We start from the raw sequence: 24,359 nt of genomic DNA, 5'->3' as shown, positions 1-24,359 counted from the left end.
AGTAAAATCTTGAGGGTGTTTTTTCATTCTACTGCTGCCCATACCCTTCAAACTTCTTCGCCAAATTCGCCATCTCATCTTCTGGCAATAATTTCGGCTCTCCGACGCTTTTCGTTTGATAATAAATTTGCGCACAAAACTCAATTTCTTCCGCAACAGTAAATGCCATTTTTATATTATTCGCTCCGGCCATTAAACCATGGTTCGCAAGTAAAACAGCACGGCGATCAATCATGCCGTCGAAAGCAGCCTCTGCTAATTGCTTCGTACCAAATGTTTCATACGGTGCACAGCGCACATTCGGGCCTGCGAAAGCAATTAAATACGATACAGCAGGAAGTTCCCATCCTAATGACGCAATCGTCTTCGCATAAGGTGAATGTGTATGCACAAGCGCATTTATATCTTCACGATTTCTATAATAAATCAGATGCATATCTAGTTCACTTGACGGTTTTCTCTCACCTTCTACTACTTCACCATCTAAGTTTAATATTACTACATCTTCAGGTTTTGTTTCATAATACTCTAAACCACTTGGGCTAATCGCAACAAGACCTTGTTCACGATTGAAAATACTAATATTACCCCCAGTCCCCTTTGTTAAACCACTAGAGATCATTTTCTTTCCATACGCTACAATTTCTTCTCTTTCGTTTTGTAATAACATATACATCCCCCTAAGTATGAAGCTTATGATGACTGACTATATATCTACTTACTAAAATAGCTTTTTTAAGTTCTCTGTAAACGGCGCTTCCACAATCCCTTTTTCCGTAATAATCGCTGTTACATTTTCATATGGCGTAACATCAAATGCCGGATTATATACTTTACTTTCTTTCGGAGCAGAATATTGTCCGAAACGATTGATTACTTCAGAAGCATCTCTTTCTTCAATTGGAATTTCTTTTCCTGTCGGTGTTTTCAAATCAATTGTCGGTGTTGGTGCTGCTACATAAAACGGAATGTTGTAGTATTTAGCTAAAATAGATACGCCTAATGTTCCAATTTTATTTGCTACATCCCCGTTTGCTGCTACGCGGTCACATCCAACGATTACCGCATCAATTTTCCCTTGTGACATGACCATTGCTGCCATATTGTCTGTAATGACCGTTACATCGATTCCCGCTCGCTGTAGTTCCAATGCTGTTAACGTTGAACCTTGTAATCTAGGGCGTGTTTCATCCGAATAGATTTTTAAGTCCCATCCTTTTTCTTTCGCTAAGTACATTGGAGCTGTCGCAGTACCGTACTTCGTCGTTGCTAACGCCCCTGCATTACAATGCGTTAATACTCCCATGCCATCACGGAATAATGTTAATGCGTGTTCTCCAATTTGACGGTTAATTTCTTCATCTTCTCTATGAATCTCTTTTGCCTCATCTAATAATCTATCTTTCAACTGCACAATTGATAAGTGAGCATTCTCTTTCGCTACACTTTCCATTCTTTCAAGTGCCCAAAATAAATTTACTGCCGTCGGTCTTGATGTTGCTAAATATGCACATACCTTTTTTACTTCCTCTATGAATTCTTCCGCCGAACTTTCAGCAACTTCCTTTACCCCTAAATACACACCATAGGCTGCTGAAACACCTATTGCCGGCGCTCCTCGTACTTTCATTACTTGAACCGCATCCCAAACACCCTCAGCCGTTTTAAAAGATTCATAGACTACTTCGTTCGGCAATACCGTTTGATCCAACAACACTAAAGCATCATCTTTCCACTGAATTGGTATTAATTGCTCTGCCATCATCTTCTCCCCTTATTTCGCACTATGCATTTGTTTTCTTAACGTTTCTACAAAGCTGATACCTGTTTTATATCGATTCGCTTGTAAAATAAACTTCTTCGCTGCCTTAAGACAAATTCGCTCCGCTCTAGCACGCGCTGCATCATTCTCCATACAAGTAATATCCTTTACCTTCGCTAGACCAACAATACGACGAATTAACTCAAGACCCGTCACTGCAGCTGTATCCTCTAATATAGATTGTAAATAAACTTGGTTAAAGCCTTCTTCCTTCGCCATAACCTCTGTCACATGAATATCCCAAGCATCTAAGAACTTCTTCTTAAATAAATCAATTACATCAATCATGGTAGATTCTAGCCAGTTCATATATGTATCTTTCTCCATACCAGATTGCATCACTGCATCTGCATTCACCCATGCAAACATTAAATTTGCCATTATATTCCCAACGTCATATCCCATAGGTCCATAAAAAGCAAATTCAGGATCAATAACCTTTGTAGAATCACTTTTTACAAAAACAGAACCAGTATGTAAATCACCGTGAAGTAGCGCTTGTGCATTCGTCATAAAAGAAAACTTAAGTTTTGCTACTTCCATACGAAGTTCTTTATCACTATAAATATGCTCTCTAATCCAACCCTCATTTAATTGAAACAATTCGTTGCGTTTATTATGATTTGTAAACGGCTCTGAATATACGAGGTCCTCTGTAATCTCACATAACTCAGGATTTATATAATTTTTCACGAGTTCCTTCTTCTCTTTATGATTCATTACAACATCTGATGTTAATAGAAGAGTATTTACCATAAAAGTAGTTAAATCATCAGCAAGCCTCGGAAACATTTGATGATTTATGAGTGCTGTACGCAATATTGTGTGATCTGATAAATCTTCCATCACGCAACAATTCATCACACTATCAAACAAATATACATTTGGCACCAGTCCAGATGCTAACTCTCCTTCTAATCGCAAAACATCTGATTCTATACGGATTCGATTCGTCGACAACTTAAACTCATCTGAAATACGCGCTGTATCCCCAGCTTGCTTTACAATGACAGAAATGTTCTTCTGTTCATCCCAAACGCGGAACACATAATTTAAATTACCATCACCTATTTCTTTACACTTTAGCCCCTTTGCATGCTCGAACCTAGGTAATTTCTCTTGCACATATGCAATCACATCTTTAGCTTCCATTAAAAAATACTTCGTGAACTTAGACATGGTTTCCCCTCCACACTAAATGTAAACGTTTTCTAAAAGAAGTAAAAAATAATAGACTGAAGTTTTTTCAATCTATACTATATCTTCTCTATTGCAATACATATCTCGCTTTTATTATATCTTGTTAGAAATGAGCGTCAATGTTTCTATTTCTCATTGCAATATACTTCTTATTATATATATTTATGATGACAATAATTGTTCACAAAGATTCCGATACATTTTGTTTTATTTATCTCACAATTCTTTGTAAAATAGAAGTAAGCAGTTCCTTTTCAAATCTACAACTTCTAAGAAATATTTCCTTCCTAAGAATTTATACTTACACCATGTCTCTAACATACACACTACTCTTTCAAACACTCATTGAAAATTACCTTTTAATTCCCTAGTAGCCTTAATTGAGAATAAATATTAATTAAATTGGTATAAAGTTGGTTTATTCTCTTGACAAAATAACCACTTCTATATGATAATTAATATCGAATTAGAATTATTATAGTTAATTAAAAAATATATTTTATGAGCAAACTAATTTCCGATGCTCAAAACCAACCTTTAGGAGGAATTTTAATATGTTATTAATCGGCACAGAAGTAAAACCGTTTAAAGCTAATGCTTACCATAATGGAGAATTTATCCAAGTTACTGACGAAAGTTTAAAAGGAAAATGGAGCGTAGTTTGTTTCTACCCAGCAGACTTCACATTCGTTTGTCCAACTGAACTTGAAGACTTACAAAACCAATATGCAACTCTAAAAGACTTAGGCGTTGAAGTATACTCTGTATCTACAGACACTCACTTCACTCACAAAGCATGGCATGATAGCTCAGAAACTATCGGCAAAATCGAATACATTATGATTGGTGACCCAACTCGCACAATCACTACAAACTTCAACGTTTTAATGGAAGAAGAAGGTCTTGCTGCTCGTGGTACATTCATCATCGATCCAGACGGCATTATCCAATCTATGGAAATCAATGCTGACGGTATCGGCCGTGACGCAAGCATTCTTGTTAACAAAATTAAAGCAGCTCAATACGTACGTAACAACCCAGGTGAAGTTTGCCCAGCTAAATGGCAAGAGGGTTCTGCAACACTTAAACCAAGCCTTGACCTTGTAGGCAAAATCTAAGGAGTTCGATCAAAATGATACTAGATGCAGATATAAAAACACAACTATCCCAATACCTTCAGTTAATGGAGAACGATATTTTACTTAAAGTAAGCGCAGGAGACGATAACGTATCTAAAGATATGTTAGCTCTAGTAGACGAATTAGCTACTATGTCATCTAAGATTACAGTAGAAAAAGTTGAATTAGAGAGAACACCAAGCTTTAGCGTAAATCGCCCTGGTGAAGACACTGGTGTCGTATTCGCTGGTATTCCATTAGGACACGAATTTACTTCATTAGTGTTAGCTTTACTTCAAGTTAGTGGACGTGCTCCAAAAGTTGAACAAAAATTAATCGATCAAATCAAAAACATTCAAGGCGAATATCATTTTGAATCTTATATCAGCCTAAGTTGTCATAACTGTCCTGATGTTGTACAAGCTCTTAACGTAATGAGCGTTCTTAACTCTGGTATTACACATACTATGATTGATGGCGCTGCATTCAAAGAGGAAGTAGAAAGTAAAGACATCATGGCAGTACCAACTGTGTACCTAAACGGCGAATCTTTCGGAAGCGGTCGTATGACACTTGAAGAAATTTTAGCTAAAATGGGTAACGGTCCAGATGCATCAGAGCTTTCTGATAAAGATCCATACGATGTTCTTGTTGTTGGTGGCGGCCCTGCTGGTGCAAGTGCAGCAATTTATGCAGCACGTAAAGGCATCCGCACTGGTATCGTTGCTGAGCGCTTCGGTGGTCAAGTAATGGATACTATGGGCATTGAGAACTTCATCAGCGTAAAACGCACTGAAGGTCCTAAGCTAGTAGCAAGTCTTGAAGAGCACGTAAAAGAATACGACATCGATGTAATGAATCTACAACGTGCAAAACGTTTAGAGAAAAAAGAACTTATTGAAGTGGAACTTGAAAACGGCGCTGTTCTGAAAAGTAAGAGCGTAATCGTTTCTACAGGTGCTCGCTGGCGTAATGTTGGCGTACCAGGTGAAGCTGAGTTCAAAAATAAAGGTGTAGCATACTGCCCACACTGTGACGGTCCATTATTCATCGGAAAAGACGTAGCGGTTATCGGCGGAGGTAACTCTGGTATCGAAGCAGCTATCGACTTAGCAGGTATTGTTAAGCATGTAACTGTTCTTGAATTCATGCCAGAATTAAAAGCTGATGCTGTATTACAAGAGCGTCTTAACAGCTTACCAAACGTAACTGTTCTGAAAAACGTTCAAACGAAAGAAATTACTGGTACTGATAAAGTAAACGGTATTTCTTACATCGATCGTGAAACTGAAGAAGTTCATCACGTTGAATTACAAGGTGTATTCGTACAAATCGGTCTTGTGCCAAACACAGACTGGTTAGGCGAAACAGTTGAACGCGCTCGCGGTGAAATCGTAACAGACAAGCACGGCGCTACAAACGTACCAGGAGTGTTTGCTGCAGGTGACTGTACAAATAATCCTTACAAACAAATCATCATCTCTATGGGTTCAGGTGCAAACGCAGCTTTAGGTGCATTTGATTACTTAATCCGTAACTAATTATATAGACGTGAGTTTAAAAAAAGCAGGTGCCTTGGCACCTGCTTTTTTTATAATCCTAATGTATAAACTAAAAATCTCTCATTCCCATTCTTCTCATAAGCACCCGGCAATCTAACCTCTCTCTTCAATTCAAACGCAGTCTGGTTCTCTAAGAAGAAAATATAATCTTCAGAAGGATAGTATAAAATGATATCTACTTCTCTCTCCGTTTCTTCTACCGAAAGTAAAATGTTATTTACTACGTTCATAAATACTTGGGCAGAAAATGGATTGAAGAAATAAAACCGGTTATCACGTGGATCAATCTCATATTCCTGCGCTAAACAGCATTCAAACCGAATTTTATCTTTACTGTTTCTCACTTTTCGCGCATAACGATCACGATTATCCATTGCTTCTTTATAAAACTCTTCATTCATTTCAATCCCAACGGCCGAAGCACCACACTTATGGTGCATGTAAAAGTTTAATCGTCCTTTTCCGCACCCAAAATCTACAACCTGGTCGCTACTTCTTATTTCATATTGATTCAATAACTCATCTAATCCGCTATATGGCGTCGGTTCATAACGGTGATAATGCATAGACTTATTAAATCCTTTTTGCTCGCCGACAGTTTTTATATTTAATACAGCATCGTAATATTGTTCGTTCATTCGTTTGCTCCTATTAAGAAATATTACTATTATTATACACCACGTACTGAATGCTCATTTTTATCAAATTAATTGGTACGTGAAATTATATTATCGCAAAATCGAATATATCGACTTAACAACAAATTCCTACAAAAAAAACAGGAGCTTTCTAGCCCCTGTTTTCTAATACTTTCAATACAGTTTGTTTCAATATTTCTACTCCATCCATTATGCAAGAATGGTCAAACTTCATATACGGATGGTGTAATCCAGGTTGTAGGTTTGCCCCTAGTCCAAGCATGACAGCTTTTAAATGTGGCCTCTTCACTGTGTAGTAATGGAAATCATCGCTTCCTGTCGTATACAGTGGTCCAGTACATCCCTCTTCCCCATACACTTCAAGAATACCTTTACGCATAAAGCGCTCAGCTTCTTCTGACACTTCAGCCCCTGGTGCAAGATCAATCCACTCATAAGAAAGTTTAGATCCCATTGATTCAGCTGACTGAATTACTTGCTCTATTTTTTGCTTTAATTCATTTAGTAATATGTTATTTTCTGCTCTTACATCTAAACTAAAATGTCCGTTACCTGGAATAATATTTAGATTATCACCACCAGCTTGGCATCTCGTCATCTTAACAGAATACGACGTCTGCGGTGGTAGCCATATATTTTTCAATCCAATATTAATCATCGTGATGACATCAATCGCATTTATCCCTTGATGCGGGCGTGCCCCATGTGCATCATCTCCGTGAATCAACCCTTCTAAAAATCCTGCTGCTCCGTGACGAATAGATGGGGCAGCTTGTTTCAAAGGCAGTTCTTCAATCGGCCTTAAATGAACACCAAATAAGAAATCAGCATCATCCACGGCGCCTTTCTCTACCATCTTTAAAGAACCATTTCCTTTTTCCTCTGCCGGTTGAAAAATAAATCTAACCGTTCCACTATCCCATCTCATATTTTTCAATTGTAAAATAAGACCCATTACAATCGTCATATGAGCATCGTGACCACATGAATGATTCGGTTTAAATTCTCCGTCTACTTCTTGCCATAGTGCATCCATATCAGCACGAATCGCAATAACTGGGTTCCCGCTTCCGATTTCAGCGATTACGCCTGGACAATCATCAAATGTTTTATATGAAATTCCTTCTTCTTTTAAAAAGTTAGTAATATACGCTGTCGTTTCATACTCTTTCCAACTCACTTCAGGGTTTTCATGCAAATGCTGAAAAATTTCCATTAAACGCTCTTGTAGTTCTAATGTTTTCAAAGCCACATTCTCCTTCCCAAATTACAAACCATTCAGGTTAATTATACTTATGAAAAACAGATGTTTTTATGAACATATTGAATTTTAAGAAAAAAGTCAATTATTTATTTTTAAATACTATCGACAACTCACTTTATACAGATAGAACATTCCTTATTTTCTGTTTTTTATTGACGCTTACATGTATTTTTAGTTATTATAACTTAATAAACGTCTATTTTGCGACAATTCTAAAAATACAAACATACATAATGAGGAGGCAGTTTATGAAAAAAGAAATACCTTTTGGCGTAGCAATAATCCCTATTATCATTACAGTTGCAGTTATGATGGTTACAATTGTTGTATTAAAACAAAGCCCTCACGTCCCACTTATTATCGGTACAACCGTTGCTTCTATCGTTGCCTGGCGTTACGGTTACAAATGGAACGACATTGAAGAAGCAATGTATAAAGGAATTCGCCTCGCATTACCCGCTATCGTTATCATTATTCTAGTAGGTTTAACGATCGGTGCTTGGATTGGCGGCGGAATCGTCGCAACAATGATTTATTACGGTTTAAATCTTTTAACTCCATCACTATTTTTAGTCTCAATTACAATTATTTGTTCTATTGTTGCATTAGCTATCGGTAGCTCTTGGTCTACAATGGGAACAATTGGTGTTGCAGGAATGGGCATTGGCCTAAGTATGGGAATCCCAGCTCCAATGGTTGCCGGTGCTATCATTTCCGGTTCTTATTTCGGCGATAAAATGTCACCGCTTTCAGACACAACAAACTTAGCCGCAGGATTAACAAATACAGATTTATTCACACATATTCGTCATATGTTATTTACTACAATTCCAGGTTTAATTATTACTCTTATCGTTTATGCGTTCTTAGGAAGAAGCTTTGGCGCTAACAATATTGATGCAAAAAGCATAGAGCAAACATTACAAGTATTGCAACAAAACTTTGTTATCTCGCCTTTCCTATTAATCATACCCGTAGTCGTTATGGTATTGGTCGCTAAAAAAGTTCCTGCTATACCAGCTATTCTTGTAGGTATTATTTTAGGATTCTTATCACAAGTCTTTATTCAAGGCGGTTCTGTCTCCGCATCTGTCGGTGCACTCCAAAATGGATTTGTCATAGACACTGGAAACAAGCTAGTAGACGAACTCTTTAACCGCGGTGGCTTAGATTCGATGATGAATACAGTTTCTATGACAATTGTTGCTATGACTTTCGGAGGAGTACTAGAACATACTGGTATTCTTCGCTCAATTGTAAATCAAATTTTAAAATTAGCGACATCAGCAAAAGGACTTATCGCTTCTACTATCGCATCTTGCTTTGCAACAAATCTTACTTGCTCTGAACAATATATTTCGATTGTTGTTCCCTCAAGAATGTACGCAAATGCATACACAGAAAAAGGACTACATTCTAAAAATTTATCCAGAGCATTAGAAGATGGCGGAACATTAACTTCTGTTTTCGTACCTTGGAATACATGTGGTGTATTCATACTCGCAACACTTGGAGTTGGCGCATTCGAATATGCTCCTTATGCTATATTGAATTTCATCGTACCTATTATTTCAATCATTTACGGCATAACTGGTCTCACAATTACGAAACTATCAGATATTGAAAAAGCAGAACTACTAAAAAAACAAAAGGCTCAACTAGAAGCTTAAAGATAACGGTAAATTCAGTTCATATATTGCGCGAGGGCGCCCTTGTTGATAGGGCATTTCCTCGCCGCAAATATGAGCATATCTATAATCAACTAGTTTCTTTAATAACCTTTCTGTTGATCGCCGAGTCACTTGTAAGTATTCAGAAAGATCTGCTGCTGTAAACTTCAATGACGGATGCGATTGACTAAATTGAATAATTTTTGACAAGTTTGCTGGACTAAGTTTCGTTTCCTTCGCTATTTTCATTAGTTCTGGGTTGTCATTCTTCAAACTTTGTACTCTCTGTTCTTTCGGGAACGGACCAAATAGTTCTTTATCACTTGTTAGTATATAAAAACAGTGGTCTATTGGATTATTCTTCGCGAAACCTTGAGCGATTTTAGCATTTTGCTCTGCTTCCTTCACAGTTTTTCCGTAACCAAATCCAATAGCTATCGTTCCTTCTATACTCGCAAATAAATTATTTATCATATTTGTTTTTATAATCGATTCAATATCACCACGAGTCGTATACAAAATGAACGTCATTTCATCAACTTTTTTAAATGAACCACGTAGTTCTTTTGAAATGACATCTAATTGCTCAAGCAAACCTTCTCGTAATTTTAAAGAAGAAATCATACAAGCACCAACAGTAGCTGAATGGCTTTTTGCTAACTCAGCTTTTATTTTCGCATCTTTTAACCCATGTATAATGGATTGCTTCGGATCTATCATACGCTCTGAAGGAATACCTATTTTTTGAAGTTCATCATAGACAGCGTGAATACTAGTTAAAGCTAAATGAGCATCTCCAGATTGATATTTAGCTACATGAAAATCAATAACTCTCTTTATCTCATCTTTACTCCAAAGCATATTTTCATAATCAAACACTTGTGGACTTTCTTTTATACCGATATCATGGAACACATTTATAATGAATGAGCGGTCTACTAAATCAATTGAAATTTTATGTGGTTGAATACGTTGGTGATACATGACAGAAAGAATGGAAGATGCGACAGTTGCCTCGTCTTGCTGTAAGTACGTACTTGGAATTCTTAATTGTTCTCTTATTTCTTTTGCCATATAATAAGGTAAAGCACCTGAGAAAAAGATGAAATCACAAGGCTTTAAACGCTTTAAAAGTTCCGAAGATTCCGCCGGATGAAGGTAAATATATGGATCAATCTCTATTTCTTCTAGTTTATGAGCAATAGGCAAAAGATTCTCCATAAACTCCTTTGAACCGACAACTGCAATTTTTATCATCATTTCTCTAACTCCTTATCATTAATTAACGACTATTTAACGTCAACTATATCAAATGTACAAAACTATTGTAAACAGGAAGGGGTCTCTACCCAATGAAAATTACAGCTATTCACCTTTATGCAATTCGTTTACCGCTTCGCGATCCGTTTGTTATTAGTTATGGTTCTTATTCTGATATGCCTTCTATTATCGTCAAAATGGAAACAGATGACGGCGTTATCGGTTACGGTGAAGGCGTTGCTGATGATCACGTTACAGGCGAATCATGGGAAAGTACTTTCCATACTTTAAAACATACACTAGCTCCTACGCTCATTGGACAAAATCCAATGAACATCGAGAAAATACACGATATGATGGACAATACAATTTACGGTGTACCTACTGCGAAGGCTGCGATAGATATTGCTTGTTTTGATATAATGGGCAAAAAATTAAACCAACCTGTATATCAATTAATTGGCGGGCGCTACCATGAAGAATTTCCTGTCACTCACGTCTTAAGTATCGCAGACCCAGAAGACATGGCTGAAGAAGCTGTCTCTATGATTCAGAAAGGTTACCAATCTTTCAAAATGAAAGTCGGTACAAATGTAAAAGAAGATGTAAAACGAATTGAAGCAGTACGTGAACGTGTAGGAAGTGATATCGCGATTCGCGTTGATGTAAACCAAGGATGGAAAAATAGCGCCAACACATTAACGGCACTTCGTTCATTAGGACATTTAAACATCGATTGGATTGAGCAACCTGTTATAGCGGATGATATTGACGCAATGGCTCATATTCGTTCTAAAACAGACCTTCCGCTCATGATTGATGAAGGATTAAAAGGCTCTCGTGAAATGCGCCAAATTATTAAATTAGACGCAGCTGATAAAGTAAATATAAAACTAATGAAATGCGGCGGCATATATCCCGCTGTAAAACTCGCTCATCAAGCTGAAATGGCAGGCATTGAATGCCAAGTTGGATCCATGGTCGAATCATCCGTTGCCTCTTCTGCAGGATTCCATGTCGCTTTCTCGAAAAAAATCATTACGAGCGTCGAACTTACAGGACCATTAAAGTTCACGAAAGACATCGGGAACTTACATTACGACGTACCATTCATTCGCTTAAACGAAAAGCCAGGACTCGGCATTGAAATAAACGAAGATACATTACAAGAACTAACCGTCTTTCAAGACGTTGTACGCTAAAGGAGGATTAACGCATGACAGTTCTATACGAAGGAACATTAAAACAAAATAACGATCCATTTCACGTTACATTACTATCTTTAGAACATATGGAACAAATTTTATCATTACAAAATGTTGTAGTTGAAGCGTTAGAAGATAAAGGTCGTTTACAACCGCTCTCACTGGAAGAATTTCAATACATTCTAGAAGGAAACGGCATGATGATCGGTGCTTTTATCGAAAACGAACTCATCGCATTTCGTGCCCTGCTCGTCCCTCCTATTGATGATGAACATTTAGGACTTGATATTGGCTTATCAGAAAACGAACTACACCGCGTCATCTATCAAGAAATATCAAACGTTCATCCGAACTGCCGAGGAAATGGGATGCAAAAAATATTAGCCACAGTCATTATGGATGAATTACAAAAAGAAGACAGCAAATATGATTATGTTTGCTGCACCGTTGCACCTTTTAACATTCCTAGTTTAAAGGATAAATTTGCGCAAGGGATGGAAATTGCTGCATTGAAGGAGAAGTATGGTGGTAGTATGCGGTATGTTTTTGTGAAGAAATTGCGTGCGGATAAAGAAAACAATTGGACGGATATTAAAGATGTTCCGATGAGTGATGTTAGTGAAAAGCAAACGTTACTTTCAGAGGGGTATCGTGGATATGAGATGGAGAAAGTGGATGGAGATTTCGTTGTGAAGTTTGGACGATAGTTCCTACGCCCGACAAAAAGGAGATGTCTGCTGTGACATCTCCTTTTACTTTCTCCCCATTGAAAAATTCCTTGATAAATGAAATTATATCAACGGTTCGATAAGAAATATCGCTTTACCGACAAAAATCGATATTCCCTACTAAACCGTCATCTTCCAACTAGATAATGCTAACCAATTCTCCATTTCCTTATAATCAGGCATTATCTTCCCGACAAGGCGCCAAAAAGAGCGATCATGATTTAAATGAACCATATGGCACATTTCGTGAACGACTACATAGTCAATTACCCGCTGTGGTGCCATCGCTAACTTCCAATTGAATGTTAGCTGTAGATTTGAATCACAAGTTCCCCACGTACGACTACTATCTGTAATACGAATAGAACGCGGTTTTGTTTTAAAGTTATTTTGATGTGCTTTAATACTCTTCTCTACTAACGCCTTGCACTGCTTATAGTAAAATCGCTTTAAAGCTTGTTGTATTTTCTCATCCTTAAACTCTTTCACATAAATATGTAGCTTATCCTCTTCAAACACCGCGTTATCTTGCTCTATACTCGCATCTTGAGAAATCTGTATCGGATATGTATGCCCTAAATACAGAAATCCCTCTCCTTGATCATAATCCTTCTCCTGTGGTCCAAGCGCTCGCTCCTGCATTTCCTTACGTGTTTTCTGAATCCAATCCCATTTCTCCTCTAGCAACTGGACTAAGTATTCAACAGGCGTCCCTTTCGGAGCTTGCACTTCCACATTTCCGTACGAATCTACAAAAAGACGCACAGACTTTTTCTTCTTATAAGTTATATGAAAATTAATTGTCTCACCTAAATATGTATGTACCATTTCATCACCTAGTGTATTATTTTTACAAATAAAAAAGAGTAGGATACAAACTTCCTACTCTACCTATTATATCATTTACCGTTTTAACGAACTTATTATCCTCTATACTTTACGCCTAATCCCTTAATGAAATTCCTTGCGTATCTATCGCCGCACTCTTTGTAATGCTTATGGCCTTTTTTTCTTAACAGAGCGCCTAACTCTCCTTTTGTTACCGTAACGCCTACGCTGTCTAATATATCAAGCACATCTTCACTCGTTAAAGATAGTGCTATTTTCATTTTCTTTAGAAGAAGGTTATTGGCACTCTCCTTGCTCTGTACAGGTGCCGGTTGCCCTGGTTTCGGATCTTGCTTCCCTCTTTTTAAAGTAATAAATCCATTTAAAAATGCCTCTAGCATCATCATGTCGCATGTTAATACGTACTCATCTTCGATTACATCATCATTTTCAGCTTCATGTTGTGGACTTCTCTTTACTTTTGTAAGCATATCAAGTACGTCCTCTTTCGTTACTTCCATCCCGCCAAGTTCAAAGATTTCCACCATATCTATATCTTTTATATCTAAAGCGTATCTTACTCTTTTTAATATATCGTTGTTGCTCATTGCCATTGTATTTCCTCCTGAAATGTTGATTATAGTAATGCTTTTAGCATGTGTAAATTAATATCGTTAAGTTACTACTTTAACATTTTAGAGGTAGGTTTTGTAGTCTTAGGTGGATTAATGCTTTTGGGGATGATTTTAAAACAGCAAAAAATAATGGGATAATCGTGCGAAACTACGGATGGGGATTTACTATTAATTAACACACTTGAAAATGGACTAACCTGATATAGGTTAGTCCATTTCTTTTTATGCAACTCTAATTTAGTGGGCAACTCAAACATGAATGTTACGCAAAATTCAGGTGAAATATATTGATTGTGTTTACTTAGGTTTTCCTTTTTATTTGTGGTACGGTTCACCCTAACTAATCTAAATAAGGTTATTGTTCATTATTTTCATAATTAAATTTAACAAAAAAGGTAGTGCCTTCCGATCCTGTTTGAATTTCTATTTTTGCATTATGACGGGCAGCAATGGCATAACATATGCCTAACCCCAATCCAGTTCCATTATCTTTGGTCGTGTAAAATGGAGTACCCAGTTTCTCTAATACTTCAGGCCTGATACCTTTTCCTTGATCCCGCACTGCAAGCACCACACAATTTTGACCTTCCTTGTAGGTACTAATGGTTAGAACTTTCCCTGTGCTCATCGCTTCTAAGCCATTTCGGTATAAGTTTATTAATAATTGCCGTATCTCATTACGATTTAAAAGTAATTCCGGAATGTCATTTGTATCGACTTGAATATATTTATTTTGATTATACGCATCAATTTTTATTAAAGGAATACTATCGTGGATAATTGAATTTAAATCGAACATCTGCAAATCTGATTTCCTTGTATTACCTATTGAGAGAAATTCAGTAATAATAGAATTGGAACGGTCAAGTTCTTCAATCATTAAATTAAAGTACTTATTATGTTTCTCATAGATGCTCTCTTCTTTTAATAACTGCAAAAATCCTCGTACTGTTGTCATTGGATTTCTAATCTCATGGCTGATACCTGCTGCCATTTGCCCTATTAAATCTATGTTGGATAACCTCTTCAATTCCTGCTCATATCGCTTTTTTTCCGTTATGTTTTTAAAAATACAACAAATACCATCATCATACGGGTATGCAATAACTTCGTGCCAATATTCATCAGAGGTAGAGAGAAATTCGAAATGAACTGTAGTTCGCTCTGACATTGCACGATGAAATTCCTTATACATGACTGTGTCGACGCTACTCGGGAAAACTTCCCGTATATTCTTGCCTAATACATCTTTTGCTGTTTTTCTTTGTGGAAAATATTGATGCTTATTTACGTACGTAAATTCCCATTTATTATTCAAAGTAAAGAATCCATCCGTAATACTTTCAATCACACTTGTAACTTTTTCATTAGCAGTAGCTAGTTCTCTCGTTCGCTCTTCCACCATGCTTTCAAGTCGATCCGTATATAACAAGTTTGAAAACGTAGGAGCTGTAGCATCAACGATAGATTTTGCTAGTTGAATTTGGGAATTATCGTAATTGTGAGCTTTTCCCTCTTTGCCAACGACGATTATCCCTAATACTTCTCCCATTGAAACCAATGGAATCATCAGTAGACCCTTACTATCTATATTTTTTGTTTGAATAACCTCTTGGATCTTGGCTTCATAGCTTTTCTCCATCCAATACGCTTCTGCCCAATCACAGTCCTTGCTTAACTTCGTTGTTTTAATCGCCGTTTTGTCTAGCGGGTCTAAAAGGTGGATAGCCACGTTTTTACTCTCTAAAATCTGTCCTAAGTAAAAAAAACATTTATCAAAACTTTCCTGTATCGAGGAACACATTGATAAATCACGGGTAACATTTAGTAACAGCTGCTTCTCGGCAATGAGGTTTTCCTTTTGTGTTAAATTATTTGCGTTTTGAATTGCGACCGCAGCCATATTTACATAAGCTTCAACACTCTGAATTTCTGAATCTGTTAAGTTCATTGGAGTTCCATAATCAAATAAAAAAACCAGACCAAATAACTCTTGCCCAAATGAGATAGGCAGGGCTAATAAGGACTTAATTTTGAACGCATCAACTGGTCTCGGATCCGGCCGATTATCCTTTGAGGTATCAGGGATATAGATGGTTTTTTTTGTTTCAATAACTTCTTTTGCCAGTAAATCTATTTCAGGATCAATTACCTGCGTATCGATCGTTACGCCATTTATGGTCTCTGGTTTTCCTGCAAACCCTCTAAATGTTCCATCTTCCTGAGGTAAATAAATTCCAACAGCATTGCACCTAACAATCTCCTCTGATATCGCCATTGTTACACGCTGCAATACTTCACGTAGTTCTAATTTTGTATTTATTATCTTTGTTATATTCGCGAGCCTAGAATATCTCGTCTGATCACTTAACATTCACATAGCCTCCAAGTTATAGGCATAATAAAATAAACATGATAATATCAGTGAAAATCAAGACCAACCTGCCATTTTCGATTTTCTCCTGTATTCTTTTCTTACTCTTGTTTTACATAGAATACCCCACTTACTTATGATACAGTTCACCTTAATTAAAATGAAACAGTGTAACTTTCAAAAGTTACACCGTTTCACTATTTTCTACCACATCAACGCTCGCCTCAAACTTATCAAGCAACGCACGCACTTCATCTGTTGATTTCGTGCTCATCAATTGATTTCTTAGTTCAGCAGCTCCAGGGAAGCCTTTTACATAAATTTTGAAGAAGCGGTGAAGCCCTGTGATAGAGCGTGGTAATACTTCTGCATATTGATCTTGAAGATCAAGCTGCAGTCTTAGAAGATCAAGGTGTTCTTTACTACTATGCTCTCTTGGCTCTTTTTCAAAAGCAAATGGATTTTTGAAGATACCTCGTCCGATCATAACACCATCAATGCCGTATTTTTCAGCAAGTTCCATTCCAGCTTGACGGTCAGGAATGTCTCCATTGATTGTTATTAGCGTATTTGGTGCAATGCGGTCACGTAATTTTTTAATTTCCGGAATTAGTTCCCAGTGCGCGTCTACTTGGCTCATTTCTTCTCTTGTGCGTAAATGAATAGAAAGGTTCGCAATATCTTGTTTGAAAATGTGCGTTAACCAATCCTCCCACTCACTTAACTCTTTAAAGCCAAGTCGTGTTTTTACGCTGACAGGTAGTCCGCCTGCTTTTGCTGCTTGAATAAGTTCTGCCGCAACGTCTGGACGTAGAATAAGGCCACTACCTTTTCCTCTTGATGCTACGTTCGGTACAGGGCAGCCCATATTAATATCGATGCCTTTAAATCCTAACTCTGCCATACCAATACTCATCTGACGGAAATATTCAGGATTATCTCCCCAAATATGTGCCACTATTGGCTGTTCATCTTCTGTAAAAATTAAACGGCCACGTACACTTTTCATACCTTCTGGATGACAATAGCTATCCGAATTTGTAAACTCTGTGAAAAATACATCTGGACGACCAGCTTCGCTTACTACGTGACGGAAAACAACATCTGTCACATCTTCCATTGGTGCAAGTACGAAAAACGGTCGTGGTAAATCATTCCAAAAATTATCTATCATTTCAAATTCAAATCCTCTCAATATGAATACAATTTCAAACTCTCAATTTATAATTTGTAAAAATCAGCAATATTTATTTTAACTAAAACCGTTGCTGAATGGTATTTTTATAAACCAAAAAGCAGGTGGTATAGATTTTTTCTATATCAACTGCTTTTCTATTATACCAACTTAAGCCAAGCCACACACTCTACATGAGTCGTATGCGGGAACATATCAACAGGTTGTACTTCCTGCGTTTTATATCCGCCTTCTTCTAGTACTTTTAAGTCACGTGCTAACGTTGCTGGATTGCATGATACGTATACGACGCGCTTTGGTTTCATGTCGATGATTGTGTTTAGTAGTGCCTCATCACAACCTTTACGCGGTGGATCTACGACCATTGTGTCAGCGATCACGCCTTCTTTATACCATTTTGGGATGACTACTTCTGCTTCTCCTACGCCAAATTCAGCGTTTGTCATGTTGTTTAGTGCTGCGTTTCGGTTTGCGTCTTCGATTGCTTCTGGGACGATTTCAACGCCGTACACTTTTTTCGCTTTTTGCGCTAGGAATAAGGAGATTGATCCGATTCCGCAGTATGCGTCGATTACAGTTTCGTTACCATCTAATTGTGCGTATTCTAACGTTTTATCGTATAGCACTTTCGTTTGTTCTGGGTTTACTTGATAGAATGAACGTGCTGAAATCGCAAATTTAATGTCACCGATAAAGTCATAAATATATTCTGACCCGTACAGTACTGTCGTTGTGTCTCCGAAGATTACGTTTGTACGCTTCGTGTTTACGTTTTGTACAATCGATTTTACTTCAGGGAATTTCGCTGCAATTTCTTCAATGATTGCTTTTTTATTCGGTAATTCTGCTGTACGTGTAATGAAGACAAGCATAATTTCCCCTGTTACTTGCCCGTAGCGAGCCATTACGTGGCGAAGTGTTCCTTTGTTACGCTCTTCATTGTAAGCCGAAATACCGTACTTTTCACAAATACGTTTTACTTCTTGAATTAATGTATCGTTTTCTTCCGCCTGAATTAAGCATGATTCCATATTAATGATGTCATGCGTTCCTTGACGATAGAAACCAGCCACAAGTCCACCTTCACGTTCTCCAATTGGCACTTGTGCTTTATTACGGTATACCCACGGGTTTTTCATGCCAAGTACAGGATGAACAGGAACATCACTTAGTCCACCGATGCGCTGCATAACGTCGCGTACTTGTTTTTCTTTCGCTTGTAATTGTCCTTCATATGTTAAGTGCTGAAGCTGACAACCGCCGCACTCGTTGTACACGGGGCATTCTGCATCTTTACGATATGGACTTTCTTGATGAAGCTTCATTAAACGACCAAACGCGAAGTTTTTCTTCACTTTAATAATTTTAATTTGCGCTTCTTCACCTGGTAATCCGTTTTTAACGAAAATAGGATATCCCTTCACTTTCGCAACACCGGCACCATCATGTGTTAAATCTTCAAACACTACATCTATAAACTCGTTTTTTTCAACTGGTGGCGTCATTTTTGTACTCATTTTCCGACCTCTCTTTTTCATAACACTGCGTTACATTTTATCATACTTATATGGTCTATTTCTATTGGAAGAAAAAAAGCTATTGACGATAGTTCTCTAGTAATGTTACGCTACTACTAATTTAATACGGACGATGTTACCTCATATATAGTCGATAATATGGATCGAGAGTTTCTACCCGGCAACCTTAAATTGCTGGACTATGGGGAAAACTAATGAATATTAGCCTATGTATAAAAAGACTCCTATTGATTAGCTTTCTCTCATAGATGAAAGTGAATCCATAGGGGTCTTTTTTTATTTTTTATTTTCAAAAAGGTCAGACATCTTACGTATGACATAAAACCTCTATTACTTTATTTTTAGTAATATAACGAGCGTTTTATGTACAAACTTTATACGAACTTCTGAAAGGGGCAACTACATGCAATATGTAATGAGCATTATCGGCATTCTTGTCGTTTTAGGTTTATGTTTTGCTTTGTCAAACAACAAAAGTAAAATCAACTTCCGTGCAATTGCTATTATGATTGGTTTTCAAATTTTAATCGGTTGGTTTATGTTTGGCACAAAGATTGGTCAACAAATCATTGTTTTCATTGGTAAAGTTTTCAACAAACTAATTAAACTTGGTACGACAGGTGTTGATTTTCTCTTTAATGGAATTCAAAGAGATTTTGTCTTTTTCTTAAATGTATTATTAATTATCGTATTTTTCTCAGCACTACTTTCAATCTTTAGTTATCTAGGTGTTTTACCATTCATCGTTCGCGTTGTCGGCGGTGCAATTTCAAAAATTACTGGTTTACCACGCGTTGAATCATTCCACGCAGTAAACTCTGTATTCTTCGGTTCAAGTGAAGCGTTAATCGTTATTAAAAATGATTTACAACATTTCAATAAAAACCGTATGTTTATCATTTGTTGTTCTGCGATGAGCTCAGTTTCTGCTTCTGTTACAGCATCATACGTAATGATGTTGGATGCGAAATATGTACTAGCAGCCCTTCCGCTAAACTTATTCTCAAGCTTAATCGTTTGTTCGTTATTAACACCAGTTGATACGAAAAAGGAAGATGAAGTGATTCAAAAATTTGATAGAAGTTTATTCGGAGACAGCTTTATCGGCGCAATGATTAACGGTGCACTTGATGGTTTAAAAGTAGCTGGTATCGTTGCCGCATTAATGATCGCCTTTATCGGTGTTATGGAAGTTGTAAACTACGTAATCAGCGCTGCTTCAGGTGCAATGGGACATGCTGTTACTTTACAACAAATCTTCGGTTATATACTTGCTCCATTCGCATTCTTAATGGGTATCCCAACTCATGATATTATCCCAGCTGGTGGTATTATGGGTACGAAGATTGTCTTAAATGAATTCGTAGCAATCCTTGATTTAAAAGGCGCTGCTGCAACATTAGATCCACGTACAGTTGGAATCGTTACTGTATTCTTAATTAGCTTCGCAAGTATTAGCCAAATTGGTGCGATTGTTGGTACAATCCGTGCCCTTTCTGAAAAGCAAGGAAGCGTCGTATCAAAATTTGGTTGGAAAATGCTATTTGCGTCGACACTTGCTTCTATTTTATCTGCAACAATCGCTGGATTGTTTATTTAATAAAAAATCACCTTACTTGTTTAAGTAAGGTGATTTTTTGATTCTTTATGAAACTGAACGAAATTCAACTACTTCTTCTTTACTAATAAGCTTTCCTTCATGTATACCTTTTACTGAAATATCAATAATTGATTTATTCTCTCCTTCAAGTTTCCCCAAAGAAAATACGTAAATTAAATTTTGTTCTTTTAGCATCCATTGCTTGCCATGCCAGGGCCCCGTTATCTTTTGTTCCAAAGGTGTTTCCTCTTCTCCAACATACTGACATTCTCCAAACGAAGTTTTCACTATATTTTTCTCCGTATCAATTACTATATTATGAAATAGATCCAGATTTTTACTTGAAATAATTTCTATCTCATGGTTACTTTTTTGCTTAAATTTAAGTTTCCCATCACTTGTATTAGATAAACTACTATTCTCAACGGCATTTCTAAAAAAATTATATTCTTCTTCCGTAACACCAAAATTAGGATGATAAGGTTTCACCTGTTTATCTATATGCCCCGATATGTAGTTTACATACCATTCTTGATCATTTTCCACATGATTTCTCATTTTTTTAGTAATACCCTCTACTTTTTTACGGGTATCACGATCCATCTCAATCGTCATAATATCCGCCGTAACTTCCGCATTCATAAGGCGTGATGGAATATACTCCTCCACACTATTCGCTTTACTCACTTCACTTTGACAACCGACTATGAATAGCGATATGAAAAGTATATATACTAGTTTTTTATATTTCATTTCTGTTCTCCACTCCGTACATCATTCTTGCTTACATTTATAGCGGTTCTTATTATAGTCTAAAATCCTAATATTTCAATAGGAACTACTCTACATATGCAAAATTGCATATTAATAAACCTTTCTCTTACTTTAAAATTAACTTAAAACATTTACCAAAATATACAAATCACAAACGAAAAATGTTATAATTTGTAAAAAAACATTGGAGGATATTATGAAAGCCCACGCCCTTTTCGACTTCTTACATTTACTAGTCTTGACCATGAAAAGCTATTATTTATGGGGAATGCCTATCTATGTCTTCATTATTCCTCTTATCTTTGTAGTCGGTTATATTATTATCAATTCTAATAAAAAGCGAAAGAATACATCTATTCAGAGTCACTAACCTATCCCATATCTAAAAATGATATGATGAACAAGGGTATATCCCCACCTCTCTTATAGCGGTGGGGATTTTAATGTAAGTATGCAACATAATACACAATAGAAGGTGATTTCATGAGAAAATATGCAGCAATTGCTTTATGTACGTCTGCCATTCTAGCGGGCTGTAACACAAATAATGCTAGCCCAGAACCTGCAAAAGAGAAAAAGGTACAAGAAGTAAAAAAACAAGAAGAGACTGTACAAACACAAGGTAAAATTTCTTATAATCCAATTACGCACGAATCTACAAACACAGCCATTCATATAACAGATATAAAAGATTCTTTAACCGAAGTGCAGTATAAAATTTGGCGTACTGCTGATGGAAAAGAAAATACTAAATCTTTTTCTTCTAAAGAAAAGGAGAAACAATTTACACTTCCTTTTGATATAAAAGAATTTGAAGGAAAACGCGGTGAATTCCAAATTGAAGCAACAGGAATAATAGAGGGTGGAAAAGCTATTCCACTTACGAAATCTACTATTACTTTCGAGCAAAAAGTACCTGTTCTCATGTACCACGCAATTGATAATTATCACGGGCAGGGTATTAAAGATTTATTCGTATCGCCTGCTAACTTTGAAGCTCAAATGAAGTATTTAAAAGACAATGGTTATACATTATTAACATTTGAACGTTGGGGCGATATTAATAAAGTAAATAAACCCATTTTCGTTACATTTGATGACGGTATGAAAAATAATATGAATGCATTTCGCATTTTACAAAAGCTAAAAGATGATACTTTCAAACCGACAGCAACGGAATATATGATTGTTGATAACGTTGATGTAGAAGGCGCTCTTTCTGCATCTGAAATAAAAGAAATGGTTGATTCAGGTATTTTTTCTGTACAATCTCACACAGCAACACATGCAGACTTGCCGAAAATTACAAACTATGAAGAAGAATTAAAAGGATCGAAAGAGAAGCTTGAAAAAATAACAGGTAAGCCTGTTATCGCAATTGCTTATCCATTCGGTCATGTAGACGATAAAGTTGTCGCAGAAACAAAGAAATACTATCAATTTGCAACGACAACGAAACCTGGACAATTCATTACGAAGGATGAACCTGATGAGTTGTTAAAAATGAAGCGTGTTCGCATACACCATACAACGACTGTAGAACAATTTGCTTCTTCGATTAAATAACTATTAGAGCTCAATACATTTTGAGCTCTCTTTTTACTTTATATTTATATATATTTTTAGAATTTTCTTGTATTATATATAGTAAGAAATCTTTCAAACTAAAGGAGATTATACATATGTCATTTGAACAAACGTTAGAGAAATATGCTGCTCTTGCAGTCAATGTTGGTGTTAATATTCAACCCGGACAAACTTTATCAATTAGTGCACCTCTTGAGGCTGTACAGTTTGTACGCCTCGTTACAGAAAAAGCATATAAATCTGGTGCAAAACACGTATATGTTGATTGGAATGATGAGACGTTAACACGCTTAAAGTTCGATCTAGCTCCTGAAGAAGCTTTCTCTGAATTTCCTTCTTGGAAAGCACATGCTCGTGAAGAATTAGCAAAAGAAGGCGCTGCATTTATGTCTATTTATGCAGAAAATCCGGATTTATTAAAAGGCGTAGAACCAACTCGTATCGCAACTGCTCATAAAGTAGCCGGTGAAGCGATGAAAGTATACCGTGATTACGTACAAGCGGACAAAGTAAGCTGGTGTGTCATTTCTGTTCCTACGAAAGAATGGGCTGCGAAAGTATTCCCTGATGTAGCACCAGAAGAACAAGAAGCAAAACTATGGGACGCTATCTTCAAAGCAACTCGTGCTGATTTAGAAAATCCTGTGGAAGCATGGAAAGAACATGATGAAACACTACATACAAAAGTAGATTACTTAAACGAAAAACATTATAAAGCTCTTCACTATACAGGCCCTGGAACAGATTTAACGATCGAACTTCCAGAAAAGCATGTATGGGCTGGTGCTGGTAGCTTAAATGAAAAGGACGTACCATTTATGGCTAACATTCCAACTGAAGAAGTATTTACAATGCCACTTAAAACAGGTGTGAACGGCCAAGTATCTAGCACAAAACCGTTAGCATTTGCAGGTAACATTATCGATCACTTCACGTTAACATTTGAAAACGGACGTATCGTAGACTACAAAGCTGAAACTGGTGAAGAGGCTTTAAAACATTTAGTAGAAACAGATGAAGGTTCTCACTTCTTAGGAGAAGTGGCTTTAGTACCTCATGACTCACCAATTTCAAACACAAATATTTTATTCTACAATACGCTATTTGATGAAAATGCATCTTGCCACCTTGCAATCGGAAGTGCTTATGCATTCAACTTAGTTGGCGGAAAAACAATGTCTAAAGAAGAACTTGCTGAAAACGGAGCAAACACTAGTATTACACACAATGACTTCATGATCGGATCAGCTGAGCTTGATATCGATGGTATTACAGCTGATGGAAGACATGAGCCTATTTTCCGTAAAGGTAACTGGGCATTTTAATACAAATAAAAGGCT

General features: G+C 36.8%; 20 protein-coding genes and 1 riboswitch. Of the genes, 8 read left to right on the top strand and 12 right to left on the bottom strand.

Annotated elements, in window-relative coordinates:
- Positions 1-28 precede the first annotated feature (28 nt).
- Genes Q3V31_RS23685 through mtnK form a run of 3 tightly spaced genes read right to left on the bottom strand, consistent with a single transcriptional unit; the run spans position 29 to position 3,001 of the window.
- Entirely contained in the window at positions 29-670 is a 642-nt protein-coding gene (locus Q3V31_RS23685; protein WP_000926609.1) for an L-fuculose-phosphate aldolase, read from the bottom strand.
- A 51-nt stretch (positions 671-721) separates the two neighbouring features.
- The gene (gene mtnA, locus Q3V31_RS23680) at positions 722-1,762 is read right to left on the bottom strand and encodes an S-methyl-5-thioribose-1-phosphate isomerase (protein WP_139265985.1); all 1,041 of its coding nucleotides are present in this window, start codon (positions 1,760-1,762) and stop codon (positions 722-724) included.
- 12 nt (positions 1,763-1,774) lie between these two features.
- Entirely contained in the window at positions 1,775-3,001 is a 1,227-nt protein-coding gene (gene mtnK, locus Q3V31_RS23675) for an S-methyl-5-thioribose kinase (protein ID WP_090814084.1), read from the bottom strand.
- 575 nt (positions 3,002-3,576) lie between these two features.
- On the opposite strand from mtnK, the gene ahpC reads away from it, so the two are divergent.
- Both ahpC and ahpF read left to right on the top strand, forming a co-directional pair.
- Positions 3,577-4,140, top strand: a complete 564-nt coding sequence (ahpC, locus tag Q3V31_RS23670; RefSeq protein ID WP_000924419.1) for an alkyl hydroperoxide reductase subunit C — start codon at positions 3,577-3,579, stop codon at positions 4,138-4,140.
- 14 nt (positions 4,141-4,154) lie between these two features.
- Positions 4,155-5,681, top strand: coding sequence for an alkyl hydroperoxide reductase subunit F (gene ahpF / locus Q3V31_RS23665; RefSeq protein WP_000599505.1), 1,527 nt, complete (start codon positions 4,155-4,157; stop codon positions 5,679-5,681).
- A gap of 50 nt (positions 5,682-5,731) precedes the next feature.
- Here ahpF and Q3V31_RS23660 read toward each other — a convergent pair whose 3' ends face one another.
- Together Q3V31_RS23660 and Q3V31_RS23655 are read right to left on the bottom strand one after the other, a co-directional pair.
- On the bottom strand, positions 5,732-6,340 hold the full coding sequence (locus Q3V31_RS23660) for an SAM-dependent methyltransferase (protein ID WP_001005656.1): 609 nt from the start codon (positions 6,338-6,340) through the stop codon (positions 5,732-5,734).
- A 151-nt stretch (positions 6,341-6,491) separates the two neighbouring features.
- Complete coding sequence (locus Q3V31_RS23655; RefSeq protein ID WP_000853502.1) at positions 6,492-7,607, bottom strand: M20 peptidase aminoacylase family protein; 1,116 nt, start codon at positions 7,605-7,607, stop codon at positions 6,492-6,494.
- Between the two features lie 266 nt (positions 7,608-7,873).
- Between Q3V31_RS23655 and nhaC the strand changes: the two genes are divergently transcribed.
- Positions 7,874-9,295, top strand: a complete 1,422-nt coding sequence (nhaC, locus tag Q3V31_RS23650; RefSeq protein ID WP_000711536.1) for a Na+/H+ antiporter NhaC — start codon at positions 7,874-7,876, stop codon at positions 9,293-9,295.
- Here the strand turns inward: nhaC and Q3V31_RS23645 are convergent.
- Positions 9,284-10,555, bottom strand: a complete 1,272-nt coding sequence (locus tag Q3V31_RS23645; RefSeq protein WP_000972822.1) for a hypothetical protein — start codon at positions 10,553-10,555, stop codon at positions 9,284-9,286. The two genes, nhaC and Q3V31_RS23645, sit on opposite strands and share 12 nt — an antisense overlap.
- A 92-nt stretch (positions 10,556-10,647) precedes the next feature.
- Here Q3V31_RS23645 and Q3V31_RS23640 point away from each other — a divergent pair, with 92 nt between their 5' ends.
- On the top strand, positions 10,648-11,757 hold the full coding sequence (locus Q3V31_RS23640) for a mandelate racemase/muconate lactonizing enzyme family protein (protein WP_000704448.1): 1,110 nt from the start codon (positions 10,648-10,650) through the stop codon (positions 11,755-11,757).
- Positions 11,758-11,771: 14 nt separating this feature from the next.
- Positions 11,772-12,467 carry an N-acetyltransferase gene (locus Q3V31_RS23635; protein WP_090814083.1) on the top strand — a complete coding sequence of 232 codons (696 nt, stop codon included), beginning with the start codon at positions 11,772-11,774 and terminating at the stop codon, positions 12,465-12,467.
- A 141-nt stretch (positions 12,468-12,608) separates the two neighbouring features.
- Here the strand turns inward: Q3V31_RS23635 and Q3V31_RS23630 are convergent, their stop codons facing one another.
- The 5 genes from Q3V31_RS23630 to rlmD all read right to left on the bottom strand — a co-directional run bounded on the left by Q3V31_RS23630 (position 12,609) and on the right by rlmD (position 19,037).
- On the bottom strand, positions 12,609-13,316 hold the full coding sequence (locus Q3V31_RS23630) for a M48 family metallopeptidase (RefSeq protein WP_090814082.1): 708 nt from the start codon (positions 13,314-13,316) through the stop codon (positions 12,609-12,611).
- Between the two features lie 95 nt (positions 13,317-13,411).
- Positions 13,412-13,930 carry a YehS family protein gene (locus tag Q3V31_RS23625; RefSeq protein WP_090814081.1) on the bottom strand — a complete coding sequence of 173 codons (519 nt, stop codon included), beginning with the start codon at positions 13,928-13,930 and terminating at the stop codon, positions 13,412-13,414.
- A 376-nt stretch (positions 13,931-14,306) separates the two neighbouring features.
- On the bottom strand, positions 14,307-16,325 hold the full coding sequence (locus Q3V31_RS23620; protein ID WP_329767365.1) for a GAF domain-containing sensor histidine kinase: 2,019 nt from the start codon (positions 16,323-16,325) through the stop codon (positions 14,307-14,309).
- Between the two features lie 184 nt (positions 16,326-16,509).
- Positions 16,510-17,499 carry a tRNA dihydrouridine synthase gene (locus tag Q3V31_RS23615; protein ID WP_090814079.1) on the bottom strand — a complete coding sequence of 330 codons (990 nt, stop codon included), beginning with the start codon at positions 17,497-17,499 and terminating at the stop codon, positions 16,510-16,512.
- 161 nt (positions 17,500-17,660) lie between these two features.
- Positions 17,661-19,037 (bottom strand): 23S rRNA (uracil(1939)-C(5))-methyltransferase RlmD, encoded by a 1,377-nt coding sequence (rlmD, locus tag Q3V31_RS23610; RefSeq protein ID WP_090814078.1) that lies wholly within the window; start codon positions 19,035-19,037, stop codon positions 17,661-17,663.
- A gap of 121 nt (positions 19,038-19,158) precedes the next feature.
- A riboswitch (purine riboswitch) is annotated at positions 19,159-19,260 on the top strand.
- Between the two features lie 201 nt (positions 19,261-19,461).
- On the opposite strand from rlmD, the gene Q3V31_RS23605 reads away from it, so the two are divergent.
- Positions 19,462-20,658, top strand: a complete 1,197-nt coding sequence (locus Q3V31_RS23605) for a NupC/NupG family nucleoside CNT transporter (protein ID WP_001200505.1) — start codon at positions 19,462-19,464, stop codon at positions 20,656-20,658.
- 45 nt (positions 20,659-20,703) lie between these two features.
- Here Q3V31_RS23605 and Q3V31_RS23600 read toward each other — a convergent pair whose 3' ends face one another.
- Positions 20,704-21,411: a hypothetical protein gene (locus Q3V31_RS23600; RefSeq protein WP_090814077.1), complete on the bottom strand. Its 708-nt coding sequence runs from the start codon at positions 21,409-21,411 to the stop codon at positions 20,704-20,706.
- A gap of 504 nt (positions 21,412-21,915) precedes the next feature.
- Between Q3V31_RS23600 and Q3V31_RS23595 the strand changes: the two genes are divergently transcribed.
- Both Q3V31_RS23595 and Q3V31_RS23590 read left to right on the top strand, forming a co-directional pair.
- Positions 21,916-22,998 carry a polysaccharide deacetylase family protein gene (locus tag Q3V31_RS23595; protein ID WP_090814076.1) on the top strand — a complete coding sequence of 361 codons (1,083 nt, stop codon included), beginning with the start codon at positions 21,916-21,918 and terminating at the stop codon, positions 22,996-22,998.
- Positions 22,999-23,114: 116 nt separating this feature from the next.
- Positions 23,115-24,344, top strand: coding sequence for an aminopeptidase (locus Q3V31_RS23590; RefSeq protein WP_088009593.1), 1,230 nt, complete (start codon positions 23,115-23,117; stop codon positions 24,342-24,344).
- Positions 24,345-24,359: the final 15 nt, after the last annotated feature.

The organism is Bacillus nitratireducens (genome assembly GCF_036320425.1).
GTDB lineage: Bacteria > Bacillota > Bacilli > Bacillales > Bacillaceae_G > Bacillus_A > Bacillus_A nitratireducens.
This window is presented reverse-complemented; position numbering and strand designations above follow the sequence as displayed.